Genomic DNA, 19,495 nt, shown 5'->3' on the forward strand with positions numbered 1-19,495 from the left:
TGTACACGATCATGCTCACCGGACGCACCGACAACATAGACCTGGTCTATGGTCTGGAGGCCGGCGCCGATGATTTTGTGCCCAAGCCCTTCGATGCTCAAGTGCTGCGCGCCCGACTGCAGGTCGGCATCCGCATCCTCAGCTTGGAAGACCGCCTCAGCGAGCAAAACCACCACCTAAAACAACAACGAGACGCGCTCAACCAAGCCTACGAGCAGATCCAAAACGACCTTGCCGCCGCAGCACGCATTCAGCGCGATCTGCTGCCGATATCGAGCAAGCCAATGGCACCCCTTGCCGGGGCCTGGCTCTTCTTACCGGCTGCGCACGTCTCAGGTGACAGCTTCAACTTCGTGCCACTCTCAGACCAGCTGATTGGCTTCTATCTGCTGGACGTCTCCGGCCACGGCATCCCAGCAGCGCTGATGTCGACCGGGGTCAGCCACTCGTTGGTTCCCTTAAGCGGCATCGTCGGCCTACCCGAAGACTATCTCGATCCTGGACATCTGCTCGCCAAGCTCAACCGAGAGCTTTGCCGCCCCGCCGGCGAGATGACCAATTACGCCACGATGATCTACGGCGTCATCGATCGCTACAGCGGTGAAGGACAGATCGCCATTGCCGGCCATCCACCACCGATGATCCTGCGCCAGGGTGGTCGGATCGACATCCTCGATACCGGCGGTCTCCCCGTTGGCATGTTTGACCAGGCTGACTACGATAACCAAACCTTCGCGCTTGGCGCCGGCGACCGTATCATCCTCTATTCCGACGGCATCACCGAATGCTTCGATGCCACTGGTCGCGCATTCGATCTCGAGCGATTCCAAACGGCCTTGTTGGCCCAGGCAGAGGCGCCTGCAACCGTTGCCCTCGAGCAGCTGGAAGCCCAAATCAGGGCCTGGCGGGGAGCGGCCCCATTCGATGACGATATCTCGCTGTTCATGATCGAACGTCCGCTTAACCGAGCGAGCTCAGCAAACAGCCCGGAGTCGAGTCCTCACTGACCGCATCGACGCAGTCAAAAAACCCGATCGGAGCGCCAGCCTCATGTCTATGATCAGGATCGAGATCGACAGCAACCCACACGATATGGCGTGGCATGAGAGCGTCCAAAGCAGCTTCGAAGCCCTGGCCGTCGAGGCCGGCATCGACGGACTGGAGCGTATCCTATTGCCGATGGCGGTCGTCGAGGCCGTCAACAATGTGATCAAGCACGCCTACCTATGGACGACCGGCCAACCCATCCTGCTCGAGGCTCACCACAGCGGAGGCGTACTCAAAGTCGAGCTTCGTGACCAAGGGCTACCGATGCCGCTACCTCTACCTTCCGGTGAGATCGTTGACGAGAGCGCAGAAAGCGGCCGCGGCTGGAAGATCATTCGCGCCGTCTTCCCAGATGTACACTATGAGCGGATCGGTGGCGAGAACCTGCTTAGGCTCGCGCGGCCACTCGGAGACAAGCCACTCGGAGACCAGACTGAGCACGGCAGCCCTGATCAGGCATCAGCCGCACGCCCCTCATCACAACCTTAACCAGGCGCGGAGAGCCAAGCATGAACGTACAGCATCAACAAACCCGCGGCGTCGACGTCGTCTCGCTGCCGCAGCGCCTCATCATGGCCAATGCAAGCGATGTCCGCAGCGAGCTGAAGACCATCATCGAACAGGGCGAAGGGCGCATGGTGATCGATCTTTCAGCAACCGAGTACATGGACTCGAGCGGACTCGCTGCCATTGTCTCGGCATTACAGGCCGCTCGCACCAAGCAAGGCGACGTCTACCTCGCCTATTTGAACGACACCTTGCGCGCACTGTTCGAGCTGACGCAGCTTCACAAGATCTGCCAGATCTTTGACGACACCGAGAGCGCGGTGGATGCCTTTTTTCTGGCGGAGAACAAGAGCTGAATGACACTAGCCCAGACGGCAGGGGAGGGCAGCGAGACTGACACCAGCAGCCGAGTAGCTCCAGGATAGGATAGCGTCACCAGATCGTCGTCCGCCCAATACTCTCAGCAATAAGCGCTCACAGCACTAAGCGCTCGCAGCAACACGCGCTCACAGCAACAAGCACTTGCCGCAATCAGCCACCCTATACTCGTCCTCGTAGCCTATGAGCTCTGACACACCCGATCATGCTGAGGCTGCGCCCTTGACTTCAAGAGGACGCACCGCCGAGCCGTCGGCGGCAAAGCAGTTCCCGACCGAAACAGAATCCTGTCCGGGGGTCAATGGCAACGCTGCCAATGATGAGCTCATGATGCACAGGCTGCGTGGCCGCGTCGAGCGCGTCATCAACGGTCAGCTGTGTGGTTGGCTATTCGACCCCGCAGCGCCCGACAAACGGCTTCATATCGAGCTCCTGATCGACGATGAAGTGAGCGCCGGTGGCATCGCAGATCAGCCCCGCGATGATCTCGCCAGTGCCGGCATCGGCGATGGCGCCCATGCCTTCGCGCTCACACTGGATGAGGGTCTGCTCGATGGCCAGCCACATGAACTCATCGTCCGCGCCGTCGACTCGGGCGAGCCTTTGCCGGGCAACCCGATCGTCTTCTGTGACACCAGCGATAAACAGACAGGCCCGCGCGTTCGCGGCCAGTTCGACCGCGTTGCCAACGACATTGCGCACGGTTGGGCATTTGACCCAGACAGCCCCGAGCAACGTCTGCAGATCGCCATCTACTGCCAAGATAAGATCGTCGGCCAAGGCAACGCCGATCGGTTCCGCCAGGATCTGCTCGATGCGGGGATTGGCGATGGCGCCTATGCGTTCGAATTGCAGATTGACCCAGAACAGAGCAAGAATGGCAGCGCAGCCTACAGCGCGCAGGTCGTCGATCACGAGACCTGGCTACCAGGGAGCCCAATGACACCCGAGCCTGAGCCATTGCCCATCTCCGAGCTTGAGACCGAGCTCAAGGCGCAGCCAGCAGTCGCCCAAACGCAAGAAGAAGACGCCTCTCAGCAGCCGCCAAGCCCGGAATCACCGTCGACTGAGCCAGTCGAAGCAGCGCTGCGCCCCGATAACCCACCGCAGCCAGCTTTCGAAAACACCCGAGATACGCGATTCTTCTTTCCATCCTCTGCCCACGCCGAGGCCTTGTCGCGGCTCTTCCTGCTCGCTCAGGATCGCAACATGGGCATTGGCCTGCTGACCGGCGAGATCGGCTCTGGAAAAACGCTCTTGCGTACACTTCTGTATGCTCGACTCACCGATAGCGAGCATCTGCGCGTCAGCATCGAGAACAGCTTGCTCGACTTCGACGGTCTCCTGCTCGAGATCCTGAGTCAGATCCAAGGCGAACGGCTCGCTGCAAGCAATTTCCCCGATCGCTACACGCGCCTTGCCGCCTTCAAGCGGCTGCTCTCAGAGCAGGTCGCCTCCCGCAATCGTCACTTGGTCATCCTCGTCGATGAGGCCCAGCAGCTCGCGACCGAGACGATCGAGGGACTGAAGGCCCTCACCAATATCGCCTCGGAGCGGCAGAACTTCCTGACCCTGATCCTTATCGGCCAGCCGGAGCTGCGCACCAAGCTCAAGCAACTGCCTCAGGTCGATCAGCGCATTAGCCTACGTTTTCACCTGGAGGGCCTCGACCGCGCTGAGACCGGCTACTACATCCGGCATCGGTTGCGAGTCGCCGGCTTCCGCGGTGAGCCACCAGTGACCGAGCACGCCGTCCAGCTGGTGCATCAAGCCACCCGCGGCATTCCACGCGAGATCAACCGCCTCTGTAAGCTAGCGCTTGCCCATCTCATCACCCACAACGGCGGTAAGCTTGACGAGGAGACGGTCAGTATCATCGTCGATGATCTACGCCGGCATGGCTCTCTAGAAGAGATCGCCAACGAGCTTTGAGCAAGAAGCTGGAGATTGGTGCCTCGCTGCGCCGACGCCAGTACGCCGGCGAGCAACAGCAGGAGCCCGGCGAATCAGCCTGGGATCTGCCTCGCGCTCGTTACGCTGGGAGCCAATCGCAAGCAGATGCCGAGCCGGCGAACGAACAACGACAGAGCGCTGATCATCCGGGCAATCGCCACCACGACCGGCAGCTGTCCTCAACCGATTGGTCACTCAAGACGGCCGAAGAGCCTGCGCTCGATGCCGACGAGGCTAGCGATCGACTCGGGCTGTCGCCTGTCTCCGAGCGTCGCGATGCAGAGAACAAGGGCCGATCGAATCCTAGCCTAGACCTTATGCGCCTGGCGCGCGGTCTCTGGCATCGCAAGTGGCTAGTGACGCTCATCATCCTAGCCTCAGTGGTCTTGTCCTTCTTGATGGTGCAGGCAATGCCACATGAGTGGCGTGCGACCACGACCCTGATGACCTCAAATAGCGAAGCCGTCCCACAGGAGGCCGATGCGCGCCGACCCGAGCCGCAGCACTATATGCTGCAAACCTTTGTCGACACCATCAAGCTTCCGACCTCACTCGACGAGACAATGCGGCGCGCCGGGATCTCGGTGATGCGCTCGACGCTCGCCTCTGCGATCTCGATTCAGCTCGACAACGCGTCGACGCTGTTGTCGATCAGCGTGACCTGGGATGATCCCCGGATGGCGGCTCGCATCGCCAGCACCGTCGCTGAGCTGTTCCTAGAGAACAGCTCCGAGATTCGTTTTCGTAGGATCAAAGAGCGCTATAACGAGTACAACGCGCAACTGCGTGAGGCGCGCTAGGACCTGCAACAGATCAACGAGCGCCTCCTCGATTACTCAGAGACGAACCAGATCTCGAGCCTCGACAACCAGATTGCAGCCCTTGTGGATCTGATCACCGAGACCGAGGCGAGCTATAACGCCAACCTCGCCAAGGTCGAGGCCCTGACTGCAGCCAAGGACCGCATCGCTGCCCAGCTCGAAGCCGAGCCAAGGATGGTCACGGCCGATTCACGCTACCGCAGCCGGCTCAATGAGCGTCTCGCGGACGCTCAGCGCGAGCTGCGAGAGGTACGGCGCCAATACACTGAGCGGAGCTCGAAGGTCATCGGGCTGCAGCATCGGATCGAGACCCTTGAGCAGCTGATCGCCGAGGGTGTCGGAGAAGGCACCTCGGATAAGGTCTACGAGACGAATCCGAAGCGCAACGAGCTACTCCTGCGCAAGCAGCACACCGATGATCAGCTCGAGATCGCCGAGGCCGAAGCCAATGCCCAGCGCAAGACGCTCGACGAATCGCGCTCAAGGCTAAGCCAGCTGGTGGCTGCGCAAGCAGGCTGGAAAACACTCAACTCCCAGAGCAAGGACAAGGCCCAGCTAGTCGATAGCCTGACTGCGCGACTCTCCGAGGTTCAGGTTGCGATGCGGCAAGTCAATTCCGGCTTCAGCATCCTCGAAGAAGCCAGCCCCCTGACACCCCCGAGCCGTCATTGCGCAAGCTCTTGATTGCCACTGGCATCATCCTAGGCGTTGGCGCCGCCCTGTCTGTTGCGCTGCTACTCGAGCTCTTCGACCCAGTTATGCGCACCGCGCGTTGCTCAGAACTTCACCGGCTGCGGTCTGATCCTTAGAGATCAGCCGTAAGGCCACGCGGCGTCGCCATTCGCGCTGTCGCTGTTACGATGGTTCCGAGATGACGTCTAGCCGGCCCCAGTGTCTTTCGCTCAGGCTACAGTGGCACCTGGGTCGAGCGTTTATTGGTCTCGAAGCTCGCCAAGTGCTGAATCAGAGGATCACCAGAATGTCGCTTTCATCGCGCTTATTCGCCTTTTTTCGCCCACTAGCCCTCGTCGTCTTGCTATTTGCCGCCCTGTTTTTTGTCTACTTCGGACTCTCCCCGGCGATTGACCTCCTGCCAGGAGGCATGGACCTACTCGTCGGCATCCTGTTAGGACTCTTCATCCTGATCTCGATCATCAGCACAAAGGGCAGCCACCGGCGGCGTTGAGAGGCCTATCAGGATAACCCTCGCGCCATTCAGCAGCGGCCGGCCGGTGCATACCGGCGCGACCGCCTTGATTGCGGTGAGAGGCTATTGCGGACGGTGCTTCAACGCGGCTTGGGCCGCTGCCAGACGCGCGACCGGCACCCGCGGACCCGAGCAGCTCACATAGTCGAGTCCAGCCTGGTCGCAGAACGCGATCGAGGCCGGATGTCCGCCATGCTCTCCACAGATCCCCACATGCAGATCCTTGCGTGCAGCTCGACCCCAATCGACGGCGAGCTGCATCAGCTTACCAACACCCTTCTCGTCAAGGACCTCGAACGGATTGTCGTGCAGCACGTCGGACTGGTTGTAGAGCGGCAGGAACTTATTCTCGGCATCCTCACGCGAGAATGAGAACACGGCCTGGGTCAGGTCGTTGGTGCCAAACGAGAAAAACTCGGCCTCCTCGGCGAGCGACTCAGCCCGCATGCAAGCGCGCACCACCTCGACCATGGTGCCGAACTTGAACTTGACCGGCTGACCATGCTTGGCCTGCACCTCGGCGTGCGCCTCGTCGACATAGGCCTTGACCCGCTTGAGCTCCTGCACCGTGCACACCTGCGGCACCTTGATCTGCGGCTGGATATCGATCCCGGCCTGGGCACATTCGGCCGCAGCCTCAAGGATCGCGCGCACCTGCATCTTGTAGATGTCCGGGAAGGAGATTCCCAGGCGCACACCGCGATGGCCGAGCATCGGGTTGGTCTCGTGCAGCGCGCGCACCTTGCGCAGCATCGCCTCCTTCTTCGCGATCGCCTCCTCGACCATCATCGGGTCCATCACCCGACGCACCGCATCGAACTCATCCCGCGCCTTCTCCGGCGTATGCAGCAGCCCCATCGAGCCGGCCAGCGCCGTCATGCCACGGGTCGCTCCGGCCAGCGCTCGCAGGTCGGCCAGGTCTTGCTCGAGCTGATGCTCATCGGGCAGGAACTCGTGGATCGGCGGATCGAGCAGCCGGATGGTGACGGGATTCGGCGCCATCACCTCGAACAGCTCGCGGAAATCCTGCCGCTGCAGCGGTAGCAAGGCCTCGAGCGCTGCATCGCGCTGCTCTGGGGTCTCGGCGACGATCATCTCGATCACCAGCGGCAACCGATCGGTCGCATTGAACATCCGTTCGGTGCGCGCCAGACCAATGCCCACTGCACCATACTTGCGCGCGTTACGGGCATCCTCGGGCGTATCGGCATTGGCCATCACCTTCAGCCGCGCCATCTCATCGGCCCATTGCAGCAGGGTCGAGAGCTCAGGCGTGAAATCCGGCTCCACGGTCGGGATCTCGCCCAGATAGACGCGCCCAGAGGAGCCATCGATGGTGATGGTGTCGCCCTCTTTGAAGCTGGTGGCGCCGACGATCGCCTCGCGCCGCGAGACATCGACACTGATGCCCTCAGCACCGGCGACACAGGGCTTACCCATGCCGCGCGCGACCACCGCCGCGTGCGAGGTCTTGCCTCCGCGCGCCGTCAGGATGCCCTCAGAGGCGAAGAAGCCGTGGATATCCTCAGGCTTGGTCTCCTCGCGCACCAGGATCACCTTCTGGCCCAGATCATGACCGAGCTGATGCGCCCGGTCGGCATCGAACACCGCGACACCAGCCGCAGCACCCGGCGAGGCCGGCAGCCCTTGCGCGACCGCCTCGACCTTGGAGCTGGGGTCCAGGCGCGGGAACAGCATCTGCTCCAAGCTGACCGGATCGATGCGCTGCAGCGCCTGCTCTTTACTGATCAGCCCCTCCTGCTCCATCTCGACCGAGGTGCGCACCATGCCGTGGGCGTTCATCTTGCCGTTGCGGGTCTGCAGGCAGTAGAGCACGCCGCGCTCGATGGTGAACTCGAAGTCCTGCACCTCGCGGTAATGCGACTCGAGCTTGGCGCGCAGCTCGGCCAATTCCTCGGCCATCTTCGGCATCTCGACCGTCAGCCGATCAAGCGGCTTCGGCGTGCGAATACCGGCCACCACATCCTCGCCCTGGGCGTTGATCAGATACTCGCCATAGAGCTTGTTCTCGCCGGTACCCGGGTTACGGGTGAAGCCCACACCGGTCGCCGAATCATTCCCACGGTTGCCGAACACCATGGTGCAGATATTGACCGCGGTGCCATTGGCCATCTCCGGGGTGATGTGGAACTGCTTGCGGTAATCCACCGCACGCCGGCCCATCCAGCTGTTGAAGACCGCCTTGACCGCGATCTCGAGCTGGACCATCGGGTCGGACGGGAACGGCTTGCCGGTCTGCTCCTCGACCACCCTCAGGAAACGCTCGCTCATCTCCTTGAGATCCGCCGCAGAAAGATCGACGTCTTGCTTGGCATGCGCCGCTTCCTTGACGATATTGAACTCGTGGTCGAAGGCCTCGTCGGGAACGCCCAACGCAACCTTGCCAAACAGCTGGATGAAGCGCCGGTAGGAATCGTAGCCAAAACGATCATCGCCGGTGGCCTTGATCTCGCCCTGCAGTGTCTCCTCGTTGAGGCCCAGGTTCAGGATGGTGTCCATCATGCCCGGCATCGACATCGCCGAGCCCGAGCGTACCGAGACCAGCAGCGGATTATCCGGGTTGCCAAACCCCTTGCCGGTCTTGCGCTCCAACGCCGCCATCTGGTCACGCACCTGATCCATCACGCCCGTCGGCAGGTGATGATCGGGCTGGTCCAGATAGGCCAGGCAAGCATCGGTGGTGATCACGAAGCCGGGCGGCACGTTGAGCCCAATCTGCGTCATCTCACACAGGTTGGCGCCCTTGCCGCCGAGCAGCTTCTTGTTCTTGCCATCGCCTTCGTCAAAGGCAAACACCCACTTGGTCGTCTCGGTCATGGTCTCAGTCCTCGGGTTGGGAACATCAATGCTCTCTATTTGAACGAGCACAGCCGCTGTTGGGAAGTGTCCGAAATCAACTGGTTTCAGAGTAGCGGGTCATCGTCCGCAATCGCCTGACCTTAACGAGTCTGACACCATTGAAAAATGGGACTCACTCCGACCCTTTTGTCTGCGCTCGCCACCAAACTGAATGCAAATCGCAAGCCACTCGCGACCAGCCCGCGCACGGCCGGGGGCGCAACCAGCAAGCAGTACGCTGAGCCTCGTCTCCTGGAAAGACCAGCCAACCACAGAGTCCACCGACTGGGGCCGAGCGCGCAACACGGCTTGCGCATCCGTGCCGCCCCTGATCAAGACTCGGCGATTCTGGGCCAACTGCTTGTTTCATCGTTGGTTTACCTGACTGCCTCTGCGTCATCCGCCGCTGATCGGTTTATACTGGCGCTCTTCACGCCCATCCGCTGACCGCCATCGCAGCAGGATCAGCGCAGCCCCTGACCAAGACACCGCATCAGCGCCACCTCAAGACGCGCAGGACCTCTGCCAATGTTGGATAAGACCTACGACCCCAAGACCATCGAAACGACCTGGTATCAGCGCTGGGAGCAGGCCGGCTGGTTTGCGCCAGACCTGAGCGCGGGCGCCAGTACCGACAGCCAGGGTGGTCAGGGCCGGGACGCTGCAGCGCCATTCTGCATCATGATCCCGCCGCCCAATGTCACTGGCAGCCTGCACATGGGGCACGGCTTCAACAACGCGATCATGGATGCCCTGGTGCGCTACCACCGGATGCGCGGTGAGCCCACCCTCTGGCAGCCGGGCACCGACCACGCCGGCATCGCCACCCAGATGGTGGTCGAGCGCCAGCTCGAGGCCGAGGGTAAGAGCCGTCATGACCTCGGCCGCGAGGCATTCGTCGAGCGCATCTGGAAATGGAAGGCCGAATCCGGCGGCACCATCACCCAGCAGCTGCGCCGGCTCGGCTCTTCGCTCGACTGGCAGCACGAGCGTTTCACGATGGACGAAGGGCTGTCCAATGCCGTTCTTGAGGTTTTTGTCAGGCTGTTCGAGGAGGGGCTGATCTACCGCGGCAAGCGCCTGGTGAACTGGGACCCGGTACTGCACACCGCGATCTCAGACCTGGAGGTCATCGCCGAGGAAGAGGCCGGCCACATGTGGGACCTCAAATACCCACTGACCAACGGCACCGGCGCGATGATCGTCTCCACCACCCGCCCCGAGACCATGCTCGGCGACTGCGCGCTCGCGGTGAATCCGGACGACGAACGCTACAAGCACCTGATCGGCGAGACCGTCGAGCTGCCGCTCACCGGCCGACGCATCCCGATCATCGCCGACGAGCACGCCGATCCGGAGCTGGGCACCGGCTGCGTCAAGATCACCCCGGCGCACGACTTCAACGACCACGCGGTCTGGCAGCGCCACCGTGACGAGACGCCGATCGCCGATCAGCCCCACGGCGGCCTGATCAACATCTTCACCATCGATGCCGCGATCCGCACCAATGCGCCCGACGAACGCGAGCTGATCCCGAGCGCCTATAGCGGTCTCGATCGCTTCGAGGCGCGCGAGCGCATCCTTGCTGATCTGAAGTCGCAGGGGCTGTTGGTGCAGGTGCGCGATCACCGCCTCCCCGTCCCGCGTGGCGACCGCTCCGGCGCCGTGGTTGAGCCCTATCTGACCGATCAATGGTATGTGCGCATCGAGCCACTCGCCAGGCCTGCCATCGACGCGGTCAAGGACGGGCGCATCCGCTTCGTGCCCGACAACTGGAAGAACACCTACTACGAGTGGATGCACAACATCCAAGACTGGTGCATCAGCCGCCAACTCTGGTGGGGCCATCGCATCCCGGCCTGGTATGACGACGAAGGTAACATCTACATCGGTCGCTCCGAAGCCGAGGTGCGCGACAAACACGGCCTGAGCGCTGACTACCCGCTGCGCCAGGACGAGGATGTGCTCGACACCTGGTTCAGCTCCGCACTCTGGCCCTTTAGTACCCTCGGCTGGCCCGAGCAGAGCGACCGCCTCGACGCCTTCTACCCGACCTCGGTGCTCATCACCGGCTTCGACATCATCTTCTTCTGGGTCGCCCGGATGATCATGATGGGCCTGAAATTCATGGACGATGTGCCCTTCCGCGACGTCTACATCCACGGCCTGGTGCGCGACGCCCAGGGCAACAAGATGTCCAAGTCCAAGGGCAATGTCCTTGACCCCATTGATCTGATCGACGGCATCGAGCTCGAGCCCCTAGTCGCCAAACGCACCAAGGGCATGATGCAGCCTCACCTGGCCGAGAAGATCGCCAAGCAGACGCGCAAAGAGTTTCCGGATGGCATTCCCGCCTTTGGCACCGACGCGCTGCGATTCACCTTCGCCGCCCTCGCCACCACCGGGCGCGACATCAAGCTCGACCTCGGCCGCGTCGAGGGTTATCGGAACTTCTGCAACAAGCTCTGGAACGCCTCGCGCTACGTGCTGATGCACACCGAGGGGCAGGACTGCGGCCAAGACATCGACAGGACGGCAGGCCAGCGCCCATCGACAGGTACGGACAGAGGTACGGGCACGACAGCGGCACAGCCGAGCCCGCAGCAAGCAAACTCGCCGGCCAGCACCGCGGACATCTCAGCGGCAACGATGGCGGACGAACATGGCGCGAGCCGACCTGCACTCGAGCTCAGCGCAGCCGATCGATGGATTCGGAGCCGATTGAACCGAACCGTCGGCACCGTGCGCGAGGCACTCGACGCCTATCGCTTTGATCTCGCCGCCCAGGCCATCTACGAGTTCACCTGGAGCGAGTTCTGCGACTGGTATCTCGAGCTCTCGAAGCCGGTCCTGACCAGCGAAACGGCGTCCGATGCCGCCAAGCGCGGCACCCGTTGGACCCTGGTACAGACCCTTGAGCGGCTGTTGCGCCTCACCCATCCCTTCATGCCCTTCATCACCGAGGAGATCTGGCAGAAGGTGCGGCCGCTCGTCAGCACCACCGACGGCAGCTCTGCGGGCAATGCCGACAACAACGCGGATCGCCGTACTGATGGTGACGGTCAGATCGCAACCATCATGCTCGCCCCCTACCCAGGGACCGACAGCACCCGTGATGATCCCGATGCCGAGGCCGAGATCGGTTGGGTCCAGCAGTTCATCCTCGGCGTGCGCCGCATCAAAGGCGAGATGAATATTGCGCCCTCGAAGCAGCTGCCAGTGCTGATCGCCAATGCCCACGAGCGCGATCTGCAATGGCTCGAGCAGGCCCGCCCCTACCTCGACTTCCTTGCACGCACCGAATCGGTCCGCTTGCTCGATGACGAATCGAAGGCGCCAGAATCGGCCATCGCGCTGGTCGGCGCGATGAAGATCCTGATCCCAATGGCCGGTGTCATCGACAAAGACGCCGAGCTCAAACGTCTCGATAAAGAGATCGCCAAGCTGAGCGCCGACATCGAGCGCATCGAGAAGAAGCTCGCCAACCCCAGCTTCGTCGACAAGGCGCCTGCAGCGGTGGTCCAGAAAGAGCGCGACCGAGCTGCCGATCAACAGGGAGCGCTTGCCAACCTCAGCCTGCAGCGGGAACGGATCACAGCGCTCTGACTCACCGCTCGGCCCTAGCCTGATAAGCCTGACACCATACATTCTCGCTTTGAACAAGCCAATTCTGGATACAATGATGTCTACATGAGTGACAATTTCAGGATATAAAGACATCATAGTATCCTGTTTAAACATGGGTCAGCTATCCCTACATTCGGCCACCGATGTCCAGCAAGCGTTATCCGCTTGGATCAAGGCTCGACGCAGGACCCTGAAGCTATCGCGCAACGCCCTTGCGATGGGCAGCACTGTACCGGCACCCACCATCAAGAAATTTGAAGCCACCGGACAGACTGGGGCACGAAAGGTATCCATGGGCAAGTTACCCGCCTCGAACAGCTTAGTCAGACCAAGCAACGACGTCCTGCTCCTGGCCTGTCAGTCGTGTCATTTTTCTCGCCCAATTGGCCTAAAACTTATCGTCATAGACGAAGCCACTGACATCCGCGCAGAGATGGCTCATTAGAGCTGACACAACCGGTGAAACGCATGCCGCGCGCAACCCTCTCACAACCTCCAATGCTTGCCACTGAAGCGAACCGGCTTCTGTCCACGGTAAAAGCGCGCGGCTTGGGTTGCCCAGCGACAGTAACGCTCGCGAGCCTCCGTGGTAGCGGCAACGATGGCAGGACTACGCTGCGCTGACGCCTCCACCCAACCGGTCGCCATCAAGCGCCTGAATGCCGCACGATCAGCCTCTGTAAGCTTCGTCATACCAATCCTTCAGCTCGGGACGTTTTCGACTCAGCTCAAAGAGCTCCAGATAATCCGCGATCAATTCCCAGTCGAGGGTTCGACGGGTCTGCGCGGACGTTTCGATCAGGAGTCGAATGTCGAGCCAATCAGCCGTTTCTCGACATGCGTCGTTAAACGCCGCCTGAATCTTCAGCCCGATGATGTCCTCGACCTGAACGACCGGCAGGGTCAACCCCTCCGCAACTTCAAGGCGCTCAGCTCGGGCAAGCATACTTAAGCTTGGCCCCCGAAAGGCATGCAATAGATCGATGCGTCCCAGGGACGCATCATCAGCGATATAGTGAGAGACATTCTCGCTCTGGAAGGCACGTTGGTAGCCGAGACCAACCAAGATACGATCGGCGCGATCAAGATCTGCTAACATCAGGATGAAGTCTAGGTCCACCGTCGCCCGCTGCACACCGCGCATGGCCATCGCAAAGCCTCCAATCAGTGCGTAGCTGACCCCAGCGCTGTCGAGAGAACCGCAAACCTGCCGAATCACGCGAAGAAAATCCATAGACCCAATCTGCCGTTCAGGGAGCCCAAGCGCTTACCCAAGCACAGAGCCGCGCTCCGGATCGAAGAGCTCGATCCAGTGCAAGACAGGTCTATCAGCGGCAGCGGCCAGGTGCGTCTGACAGCCGACGTTGGCCGTTGCGAGCAGCGCCGGAGCACCCGCCTGCAGGGCCTCGAGACGATCGGCCTGCAGCCGCTTCGACAGCTCGGCCTGCAGGATCGAATAGGTACCGGCCGACCCACAGCAGCTATGTGAATCCCGCACCGGGGTTAGCTCGAAGCCGACGCCCGTTAGCAACGCCTCAACTCGGCCCATCAGCCCTTGGCCGTGCTGCAGTGTGCAAGGTGCATGGAAGGCGATCCGCTTCGGCAGATCACGCTCGAAGGGACTCGGCAATCCGGCCAAGTCCTCAGCGCTGATCAGTTCGCTCAGATCGCGCGCCATTGCCGAGACCCGGGCCGCCTTAGTCGCATAGCTCGGGTCATCGCGCAGATGCCAACCGTAATCCTTGACCACCGCGCCGCAGCCGCTCGCAGTGATCAGGATCGCCTCAGCCGGCATTTGCTTCGGATCGCTCGGCTCGATCTCCGGCCACCAGGCGTCGATATTGCGGCGCATGAAGCGCTTAGCCTCGTCGGGCGCGGCCAGGTGCTGGCTGATCGCACCGCAGCAGCCGCCACCGAGAGGCTGAACAACCTCGATGCCAAGCGCGGCGAGCACGCGCCTCGCCGCCAAGACTGTCGCCGGCGTCAGCGCAGGCTCGACGCAATTATCCAGCATCAACACCCGCCTGGATGCAATGCCGTCCTGCGTTTCCGTCGCCTCAGCTGCAGTCTCAACTGCAGCACTCCTAGCGCCAATAGCAGGCTCAGACTCAGGCGCAAGTGCGCCTCTGCCTGGTGCGTTGGAGCGAACAGATGCACGCATAGCAGCGCCCGCAGCGCCACCAGAATCCGCGCCATTCCGCTGCGGCCAGCGCGACAGCGCAACCGGCACCTTGTCGCGCAATGTCCCCGGCAGCAGCGGTCGCAGCCATTGCCCAATGCGCAGTAGCGGCACGAACCGGCTCGGATAGGGCAGCACCTTGCGCAGACCCCAGCGCATCAACCGCTCATGCATAGGGCGCGGCACCAAACGCTCGATCCGCTCGCGGCCGATCTCAACCAGCTTGTGGTACTCGACCCCGGAGGGACAGGTCGTCTCGCAGTTCAGGCAGGTCAGACAGCGATCAAGATGCTGCTGGGTCGTACGAGTCGGCGCCTCACCCTCGAGCGTCAGCTTCAGCTGATAGATGCGCCCGCGTGGGCCGTCCAGCTCATCGCCCAAGAGCTGGTAGGTTGGGCAGGTGGCGGTGCAGAAGCCGCAGTGTACGCAGCTGCGCAGGATGCGATCGGCCTCGCGTCCATCAGAGGTCGCCAGCAGGGCAGGGATCAGTCGCGTCTGCATGCTTGACTCACCGGAACAGCCGGCCGGGATTGAAGATGCCCGCTGGATCAAAGGCCTGCTTCAGATTCCGATGCAAGCGCAATGCGACAGGACTCAGCGGCGCGAAAACGCCCTTACTCGGCAGCCGAGCACTCGCTCCGGGTGGCATTTCGGCGGTTGTTCCTGGGCCCGTTTCAGTGCTCGATCCGGCGCTCGCTTCGATGCTCGAGCCAGCATTCAAGCCAGCGCGAAACAGGGTCGCATGACCACCTGCCGCTGCAGCCCAGGCGCGAACCGCCGCGGCTGACGCCCCAGATCCAATCTCATACCCGCGATCAGCTCCGATGACACCCCGAGCGGCGCCCGAATGTTTAGCCCCAGTTCCAGCATCCCCCAGCAACTCATCATCAAAAAGGGTCTCGCGACGCAGCCAGCGTAAAGCACCGCCCCATTCGATCAGGTCAACGTCCGGAATCGCATCCGCCGCCGTTGCTGGCGGCACCGAGACGCGCCACAACGGTTCTTCACCAGCGAAACACCCCAGCTGCTGCTCACGCACCGCGGTCCAGAAGGCGTCGGCGTCCGCGGGCTCCATCAGCGTCCCACCGAGAATCCGCTGCGTCTCGCTCAGCGCCTCCTCGCTCCCAGCGACCCGCACATGTAGCCGGCCGTCGAGCCAGACCGTACCGGTGATCGGCAGCGCCTGCCCGGCCCAGCGTTGCATCAGCTCCAAGGCGCTCGCCTGATCCTGCTCTTGCACCAACGTGATTCGCCCCGGCACCCGCGGCATCACCTTGATCGAGACCTCCAGCAGCACGCCAAGCACCCCGAGCGAGCCCACCATCAACCGCGACAGATCGTAGCCGGCCACGTTCTTCATCACCCGGCCGCCAAACTCCAGTATCTCGCCCTTGCCATTCAGCATCCGCACACCGAGCACCGCGTCGCGGACGCTTGCCGCGTAGGGTCGGCTTGGTCCCGAAAGACCGGCTGCCACCATCCCGCCAATCGAGGCCCGATCGCCGAAATGCGGCGGCTCGAATGGCAACTCCTGCCCGTGCTCGGCCAGCACCGCCTCAACCGCGCCCAGCGGCGTGCCAGCTCGTACCGTGATCGCCAACTCCGTCGGTTCATAGGCAATGACACCGCGGTGGACCGAGCAATCTAATTCAGCATCAGCCTGCACCGGATTGCCATAAAAGGCCTTGGTCTTGCCGCCGTGGAGCGACAGCGCAGTCCCCGCCGAATGCGCCGCATTGACTTGCTCGACGAGGGACTGCTCGGCGTTTGTATCCAAGATGTCACTCATTGAAATTGAAGAGCCAGCTCAAAACCTTGGCAGCTCGGGAAACCTGAGCTCGCCATGATGGACGTGCATGGCGCCGAATTCCGCGCAGCGATGCAAGGTCGGCACCGCCTTGCCTGGATTTAGCAGACCTTTTGGGTCAAAGGCCGCCTTGACTGCATGCATCTGCGTCAATTCCGCGCGATTGAACTGCACGCACATCTGATTCAGCTTCTCGACGCCCACGCCGTGCTCACCGGTCACGGTGCCACCCACCTCAACGCAGAGCTCGAGGATGGCGCCACCCAGGGTCTCCGCCTTCTCCAGCTCGCCGGGGTTGTTGGCATCGTAAAGGATCAATGGGTGCAGATTGCCGTCGCCGGCATGGAAGACATTCGCGACGGCTAACCCGTACTCAGCCGACAGTTCAGCGATCCGATTCAACACCGGCCCGAGCTCACGGCGCGGGATGGTGCCGTCCATACAGTAGTAGTCCGGCGAGATGCGCCCCACTGCAGGAAACGCCGCCTTGCGCCCTTTCCAGAAGCGCAGGCGCTCAGCATCATCGGTTGCCGTACGCACATCGGTGGCGCCGGCGCCGAGCAGCAGCTCACGCACCCGCATCACATCTACCGAGACCTCGGCATTGAAGCCATCGAGTTCACAGATCAGGATTGCCGCAGCATCTACCGGATAACCGGCATGCACAAAGGCCTCGGCCGCGCGAATCGCCGGGTTGTCCATCATCTCGAGCCCGGCGGGAATGATGCCTGCCCCAATAATCTCAGCGACCGCCGCACCGGCCCGCTCGACGCTGTCGAACGACGCCAGCACCGCTTGCGCCCGCTCCGGCTTCGGCAACAGCTTCACCGTCACCTCGACGATGACTCCCAGCATCCCCTCGGAGCCCGTCATCAACGCAAGCAGGTCCAGCCCCGGCGAATCCAGCGCCTCGGAGCCCACCTCGAACAGCTCGCCCTCGACGCTGACCAGCTTCAGCTTCAGGATGTTGTGCACCGTGAGCCCGTACTTCAGGCAATGCACTCCACCCGAATTCTCGGCCACATTGCCGCCGATCGAGCAAGCGATCTGCGAGGATGGGTCTGGTGCGTAATACAGCCCATGCGGTGCCGCCGCCTCGCTAATCGCCAGATTGCGCACGCCTGGCTGCACGACGGCACTGCGATTCGCCGGATCAATGCCAACGATCTGATTGAACTTCGCCAGCGAGAGCAACACCCCATCGGCCAACGGCAGCGCGCCGCCTGAGAGCCCGGTCCCAGCCCCTCGCGCCACCACCGGCACCTCCAGCCGATGGCAGAGCCGCATGATCGCCTGGACCTGCTCCACCGTCTCCGGCAGCGCCACCACCAACGGCCGCTGCTGAAAGGCGCTCAACCCGTCGCACTCATAAGGCGCCAGCTCAGCCTCCGTCGCCAGCACGCTCGCCGCAGGCAATAGACGCCGCAGCTCGGTGATGATCTCGGGCTTTGGATTCAGCGGGCGTTCGTCTGGGATTCTGGACATCGGTTTCTCGGGGAAAATACGTATAGCTATCCTTGCGATCCATCAGGATGGCGCTGACGGTGGCACCGAGTCACGAGAGCTCCCCTTATCACCTAGCAGAAGCGGACAACCGCTCATACACCTCAGTCAAGGTCTCATCACCACCCACATTGCCGGGAAAGATCACCACCGGCAGATTCGGGAAGCGTGGATGATCCTCCGGGCAGCGCACCACCGAACAGCCCGCATGCACCTGGCCCAGCACCCGTGCCGTGCGCAATGCCAACGCCTTGCTCAAGGTATCGTTCGACGTGATCCCTCCCTTGCTGATCAGAAAGCCGATGTCAGCCGGCAATGCTTGGCCAATCTTCACCAACAGATCCGCTACCCGATCACCAAAGGCTAGACGCTCGGCCTTGGTCGCAAACTGCCGCTCTCCGCGGCTGGTATAGAGGACGACACCGCGGCCTTCGCCGATCGCCGCTTCTACCGCAATGATCAGCTCGGCAACCAGCGCGTCAACCGCCCGAGACTGCGCTTGATCCCAATTAGGACCCAGCGCATTCGCCGCGTCCGTTGCGTCAAGCCGAGCCAAATCGGTCTCCAGCCCAACATCTGTCTGATCGAGACCCTCTAGATCGCTCTCCAGCCCAGCCACGCTGGTCTCATCAAGCCGATCCAGATCGATCTCCAGCCCAACCGCATCCGTCTCCGCCAACAGATGCTCCAACTGCCGCGTCGACTTACCGACATGCGAGCCCATCAGCACCACGCCCGGCCGGCCGCCGCGCACAAAGGCCGCCATCTCCGCCGCCGGCACCGGCTGTGGCGGCAGCTCCGCCAACGCCGTCAACAAACTCGCTGCACTCCGGAACAAAAACCGCTTGCCCTGCCCTGCGACCGCCATGACCTGCCGCGCAAAGCCATTCAGATCCGCCTGCTCCTCCGCATCCACCGCGCAACAGCGATCCCCCTCCAAGCGAATCAACCGCCCCTCCAAATTGCCACGCACATCCGCCAGCGAAAACCGCTCCACCTCCGCTGCACTGATCCGCCCACCCGTCTTCTCCTCGACATAATCCGGCAGAAACGCCGTGCGGAAACCAAACACCGAATCCCGCGCGAACTCCGTCTCATGCACCGGAACCGGCTCGCCATCGACAATGAGATAGTGCACCCCGTCCCGCGTCACGCGCCCGCCCTCAAAGAACGCCGGCACCAGAAAATGCGCATGGAACGGCCCCAACTCGTCCGCAATCACATCCGTCTCCACCGGATAATGACCACGCAAGGTGCTATCGGAGCGACTCACCACCACCGGCTGAACCGGCTCCCCTGCCTCTTCCATCCGCGCCAACGCCGCGCGCAGATTCACACAGATCTCCCGCGTCACCGTCGCCGCCAAGGTCGCATCCATCCCGCGCGTATTGCTCAACACAAAGAACAGCGGCGACGCATCCCGCAGCCCCTCCAACAGCGTCTCCACATCCCAGCGCGTCAGCAACAGACACCCATGCACCGTCTGCGAGCCCGTCGGGTCATCATCAATCGCAATAATCTTGGTCACAGGTTCAGCCATATCTCGACCCAGTCAGACTCTATAAGGCGCCAATCAATCCAGATGTCTGCTTAGACCACTCAAAGCC

At 62.1% G+C, this 19,495-nt stretch carries 14 protein-coding genes; 8 read left to right on the top strand and 6 right to left on the bottom strand.

Annotated elements, in window-relative coordinates:
* From ACY693_RS03655 to ACY693_RS03685, 7 genes are all read left to right on the top strand, one after another.
* The coding region (locus ACY693_RS03655; protein WP_462320476.1) for a PP2C family protein-serine/threonine phosphatase at positions 1–1,007 on the top strand (1,007 nt) is incomplete at its 5' end.
* Between the two features lie 43 nt (positions 1,008–1,050).
* The gene (locus tag ACY693_RS03660) at positions 1,051–1,536 is read left to right on the top strand and encodes an ATP-binding protein (protein WP_462320477.1); all 486 of its coding nucleotides are present in this window, start codon (positions 1,051–1,053) and stop codon (positions 1,534–1,536) included.
* A gap of 20 nt (positions 1,537–1,556) precedes the next feature.
* The gene (locus ACY693_RS03665; RefSeq protein WP_462320478.1) at positions 1,557–1,910 is read left to right on the top strand and encodes an STAS domain-containing protein; all 354 of its coding nucleotides are present in this window, start codon (positions 1,557–1,559) and stop codon (positions 1,908–1,910) included.
* Positions 1,911–2,154: 244 nt separating this feature from the next.
* Entirely contained in the window at positions 2,155–3,864 is a 1,710-nt protein-coding gene (locus tag ACY693_RS03670; RefSeq protein WP_462320479.1) for an ExeA family protein, read from the top strand.
* Complete coding sequence (locus tag ACY693_RS03675; protein ID WP_462320480.1) at positions 3,861–4,685, top strand: Wzz/FepE/Etk N-terminal domain-containing protein; 825 nt, start codon at positions 3,861–3,863, stop codon at positions 4,683–4,685. Before ACY693_RS03670 ends, ACY693_RS03675 begins: the two co-directional genes overlap by 4 nt.
* An 84-nt stretch (positions 4,686–4,769) precedes the next feature.
* Positions 4,770–5,390, top strand: a complete 621-nt coding sequence (locus ACY693_RS03680; protein ID WP_462320481.1) for a hypothetical protein — start codon at positions 4,770–4,772, stop codon at positions 5,388–5,390.
* Positions 5,391–5,685: 295 nt separating this feature from the next.
* The gene (locus ACY693_RS03685) at positions 5,686–5,892 is read left to right on the top strand and encodes a hypothetical protein (RefSeq protein ID WP_462320482.1); all 207 of its coding nucleotides are present in this window, start codon (positions 5,686–5,688) and stop codon (positions 5,890–5,892) included.
* An 84-nt stretch (positions 5,893–5,976) separates the two neighbouring features.
* On the opposite strand, the gene ppdK is transcribed toward ACY693_RS03685, so the two are convergent.
* The gene (gene ppdK / locus ACY693_RS03690; protein WP_462320483.1) at positions 5,977–8,751 is read right to left on the bottom strand and encodes a pyruvate, phosphate dikinase; all 2,775 of its coding nucleotides are present in this window, start codon (positions 8,749–8,751) and stop codon (positions 5,977–5,979) included.
* A 549-nt stretch (positions 8,752–9,300) separates the two neighbouring features.
* On the opposite strand from ppdK, the gene ACY693_RS03695 reads away from it, so the two are divergent.
* On the top strand, positions 9,301–12,378 hold the full coding sequence (locus tag ACY693_RS03695; protein WP_462320484.1) for a valine--tRNA ligase: 3,078 nt from the start codon (positions 9,301–9,303) through the stop codon (positions 12,376–12,378).
* A 691-nt stretch (positions 12,379–13,069) separates the two neighbouring features.
* Here ACY693_RS03695 and ACY693_RS03700 read toward each other — a convergent pair.
* The 5 genes from ACY693_RS03700 to ACY693_RS03720 form a co-directional block, all read right to left on the bottom strand.
* Complete coding sequence (locus tag ACY693_RS03700; RefSeq protein ID WP_462320485.1) at positions 13,070–13,633, bottom strand: nucleotidyltransferase; 564 nt, start codon at positions 13,631–13,633, stop codon at positions 13,070–13,072.
* A 33-nt stretch (positions 13,634–13,666) separates the two neighbouring features.
* Positions 13,667–15,079, bottom strand: a complete 1,413-nt coding sequence (locus tag ACY693_RS03705; RefSeq protein WP_462320486.1) for a heterodisulfide reductase-related iron-sulfur binding cluster — start codon at positions 15,077–15,079, stop codon at positions 13,667–13,669.
* Positions 15,080–15,086: 7 nt separating this feature from the next.
* Positions 15,087–16,367 carry a glycolate oxidase subunit GlcE gene (glcE, locus tag ACY693_RS03710; protein ID WP_462320487.1) on the bottom strand — a complete coding sequence of 427 codons (1,281 nt, stop codon included), beginning with the start codon at positions 16,365–16,367 and terminating at the stop codon, positions 15,087–15,089.
* Positions 16,368–16,385: 18 nt separating this feature from the next.
* On the bottom strand, positions 16,386–17,870 hold the full coding sequence (locus ACY693_RS03715) for an FAD-linked oxidase C-terminal domain-containing protein (RefSeq protein ID WP_462320488.1): 1,485 nt from the start codon (positions 17,868–17,870) through the stop codon (positions 16,386–16,388).
* An 88-nt stretch (positions 17,871–17,958) separates the two neighbouring features.
* Positions 17,959–19,428, bottom strand: a complete 1,470-nt coding sequence (locus ACY693_RS03720) for a four-carbon acid sugar kinase family protein (RefSeq protein ID WP_462320489.1) — start codon at positions 19,426–19,428, stop codon at positions 17,959–17,961.
* Between the last annotated feature and the right edge of the window lie 67 nt (positions 19,429–19,495).

The sequence above is a fragment of the Halochromatium sp. genome (assembly GCF_054919635.1).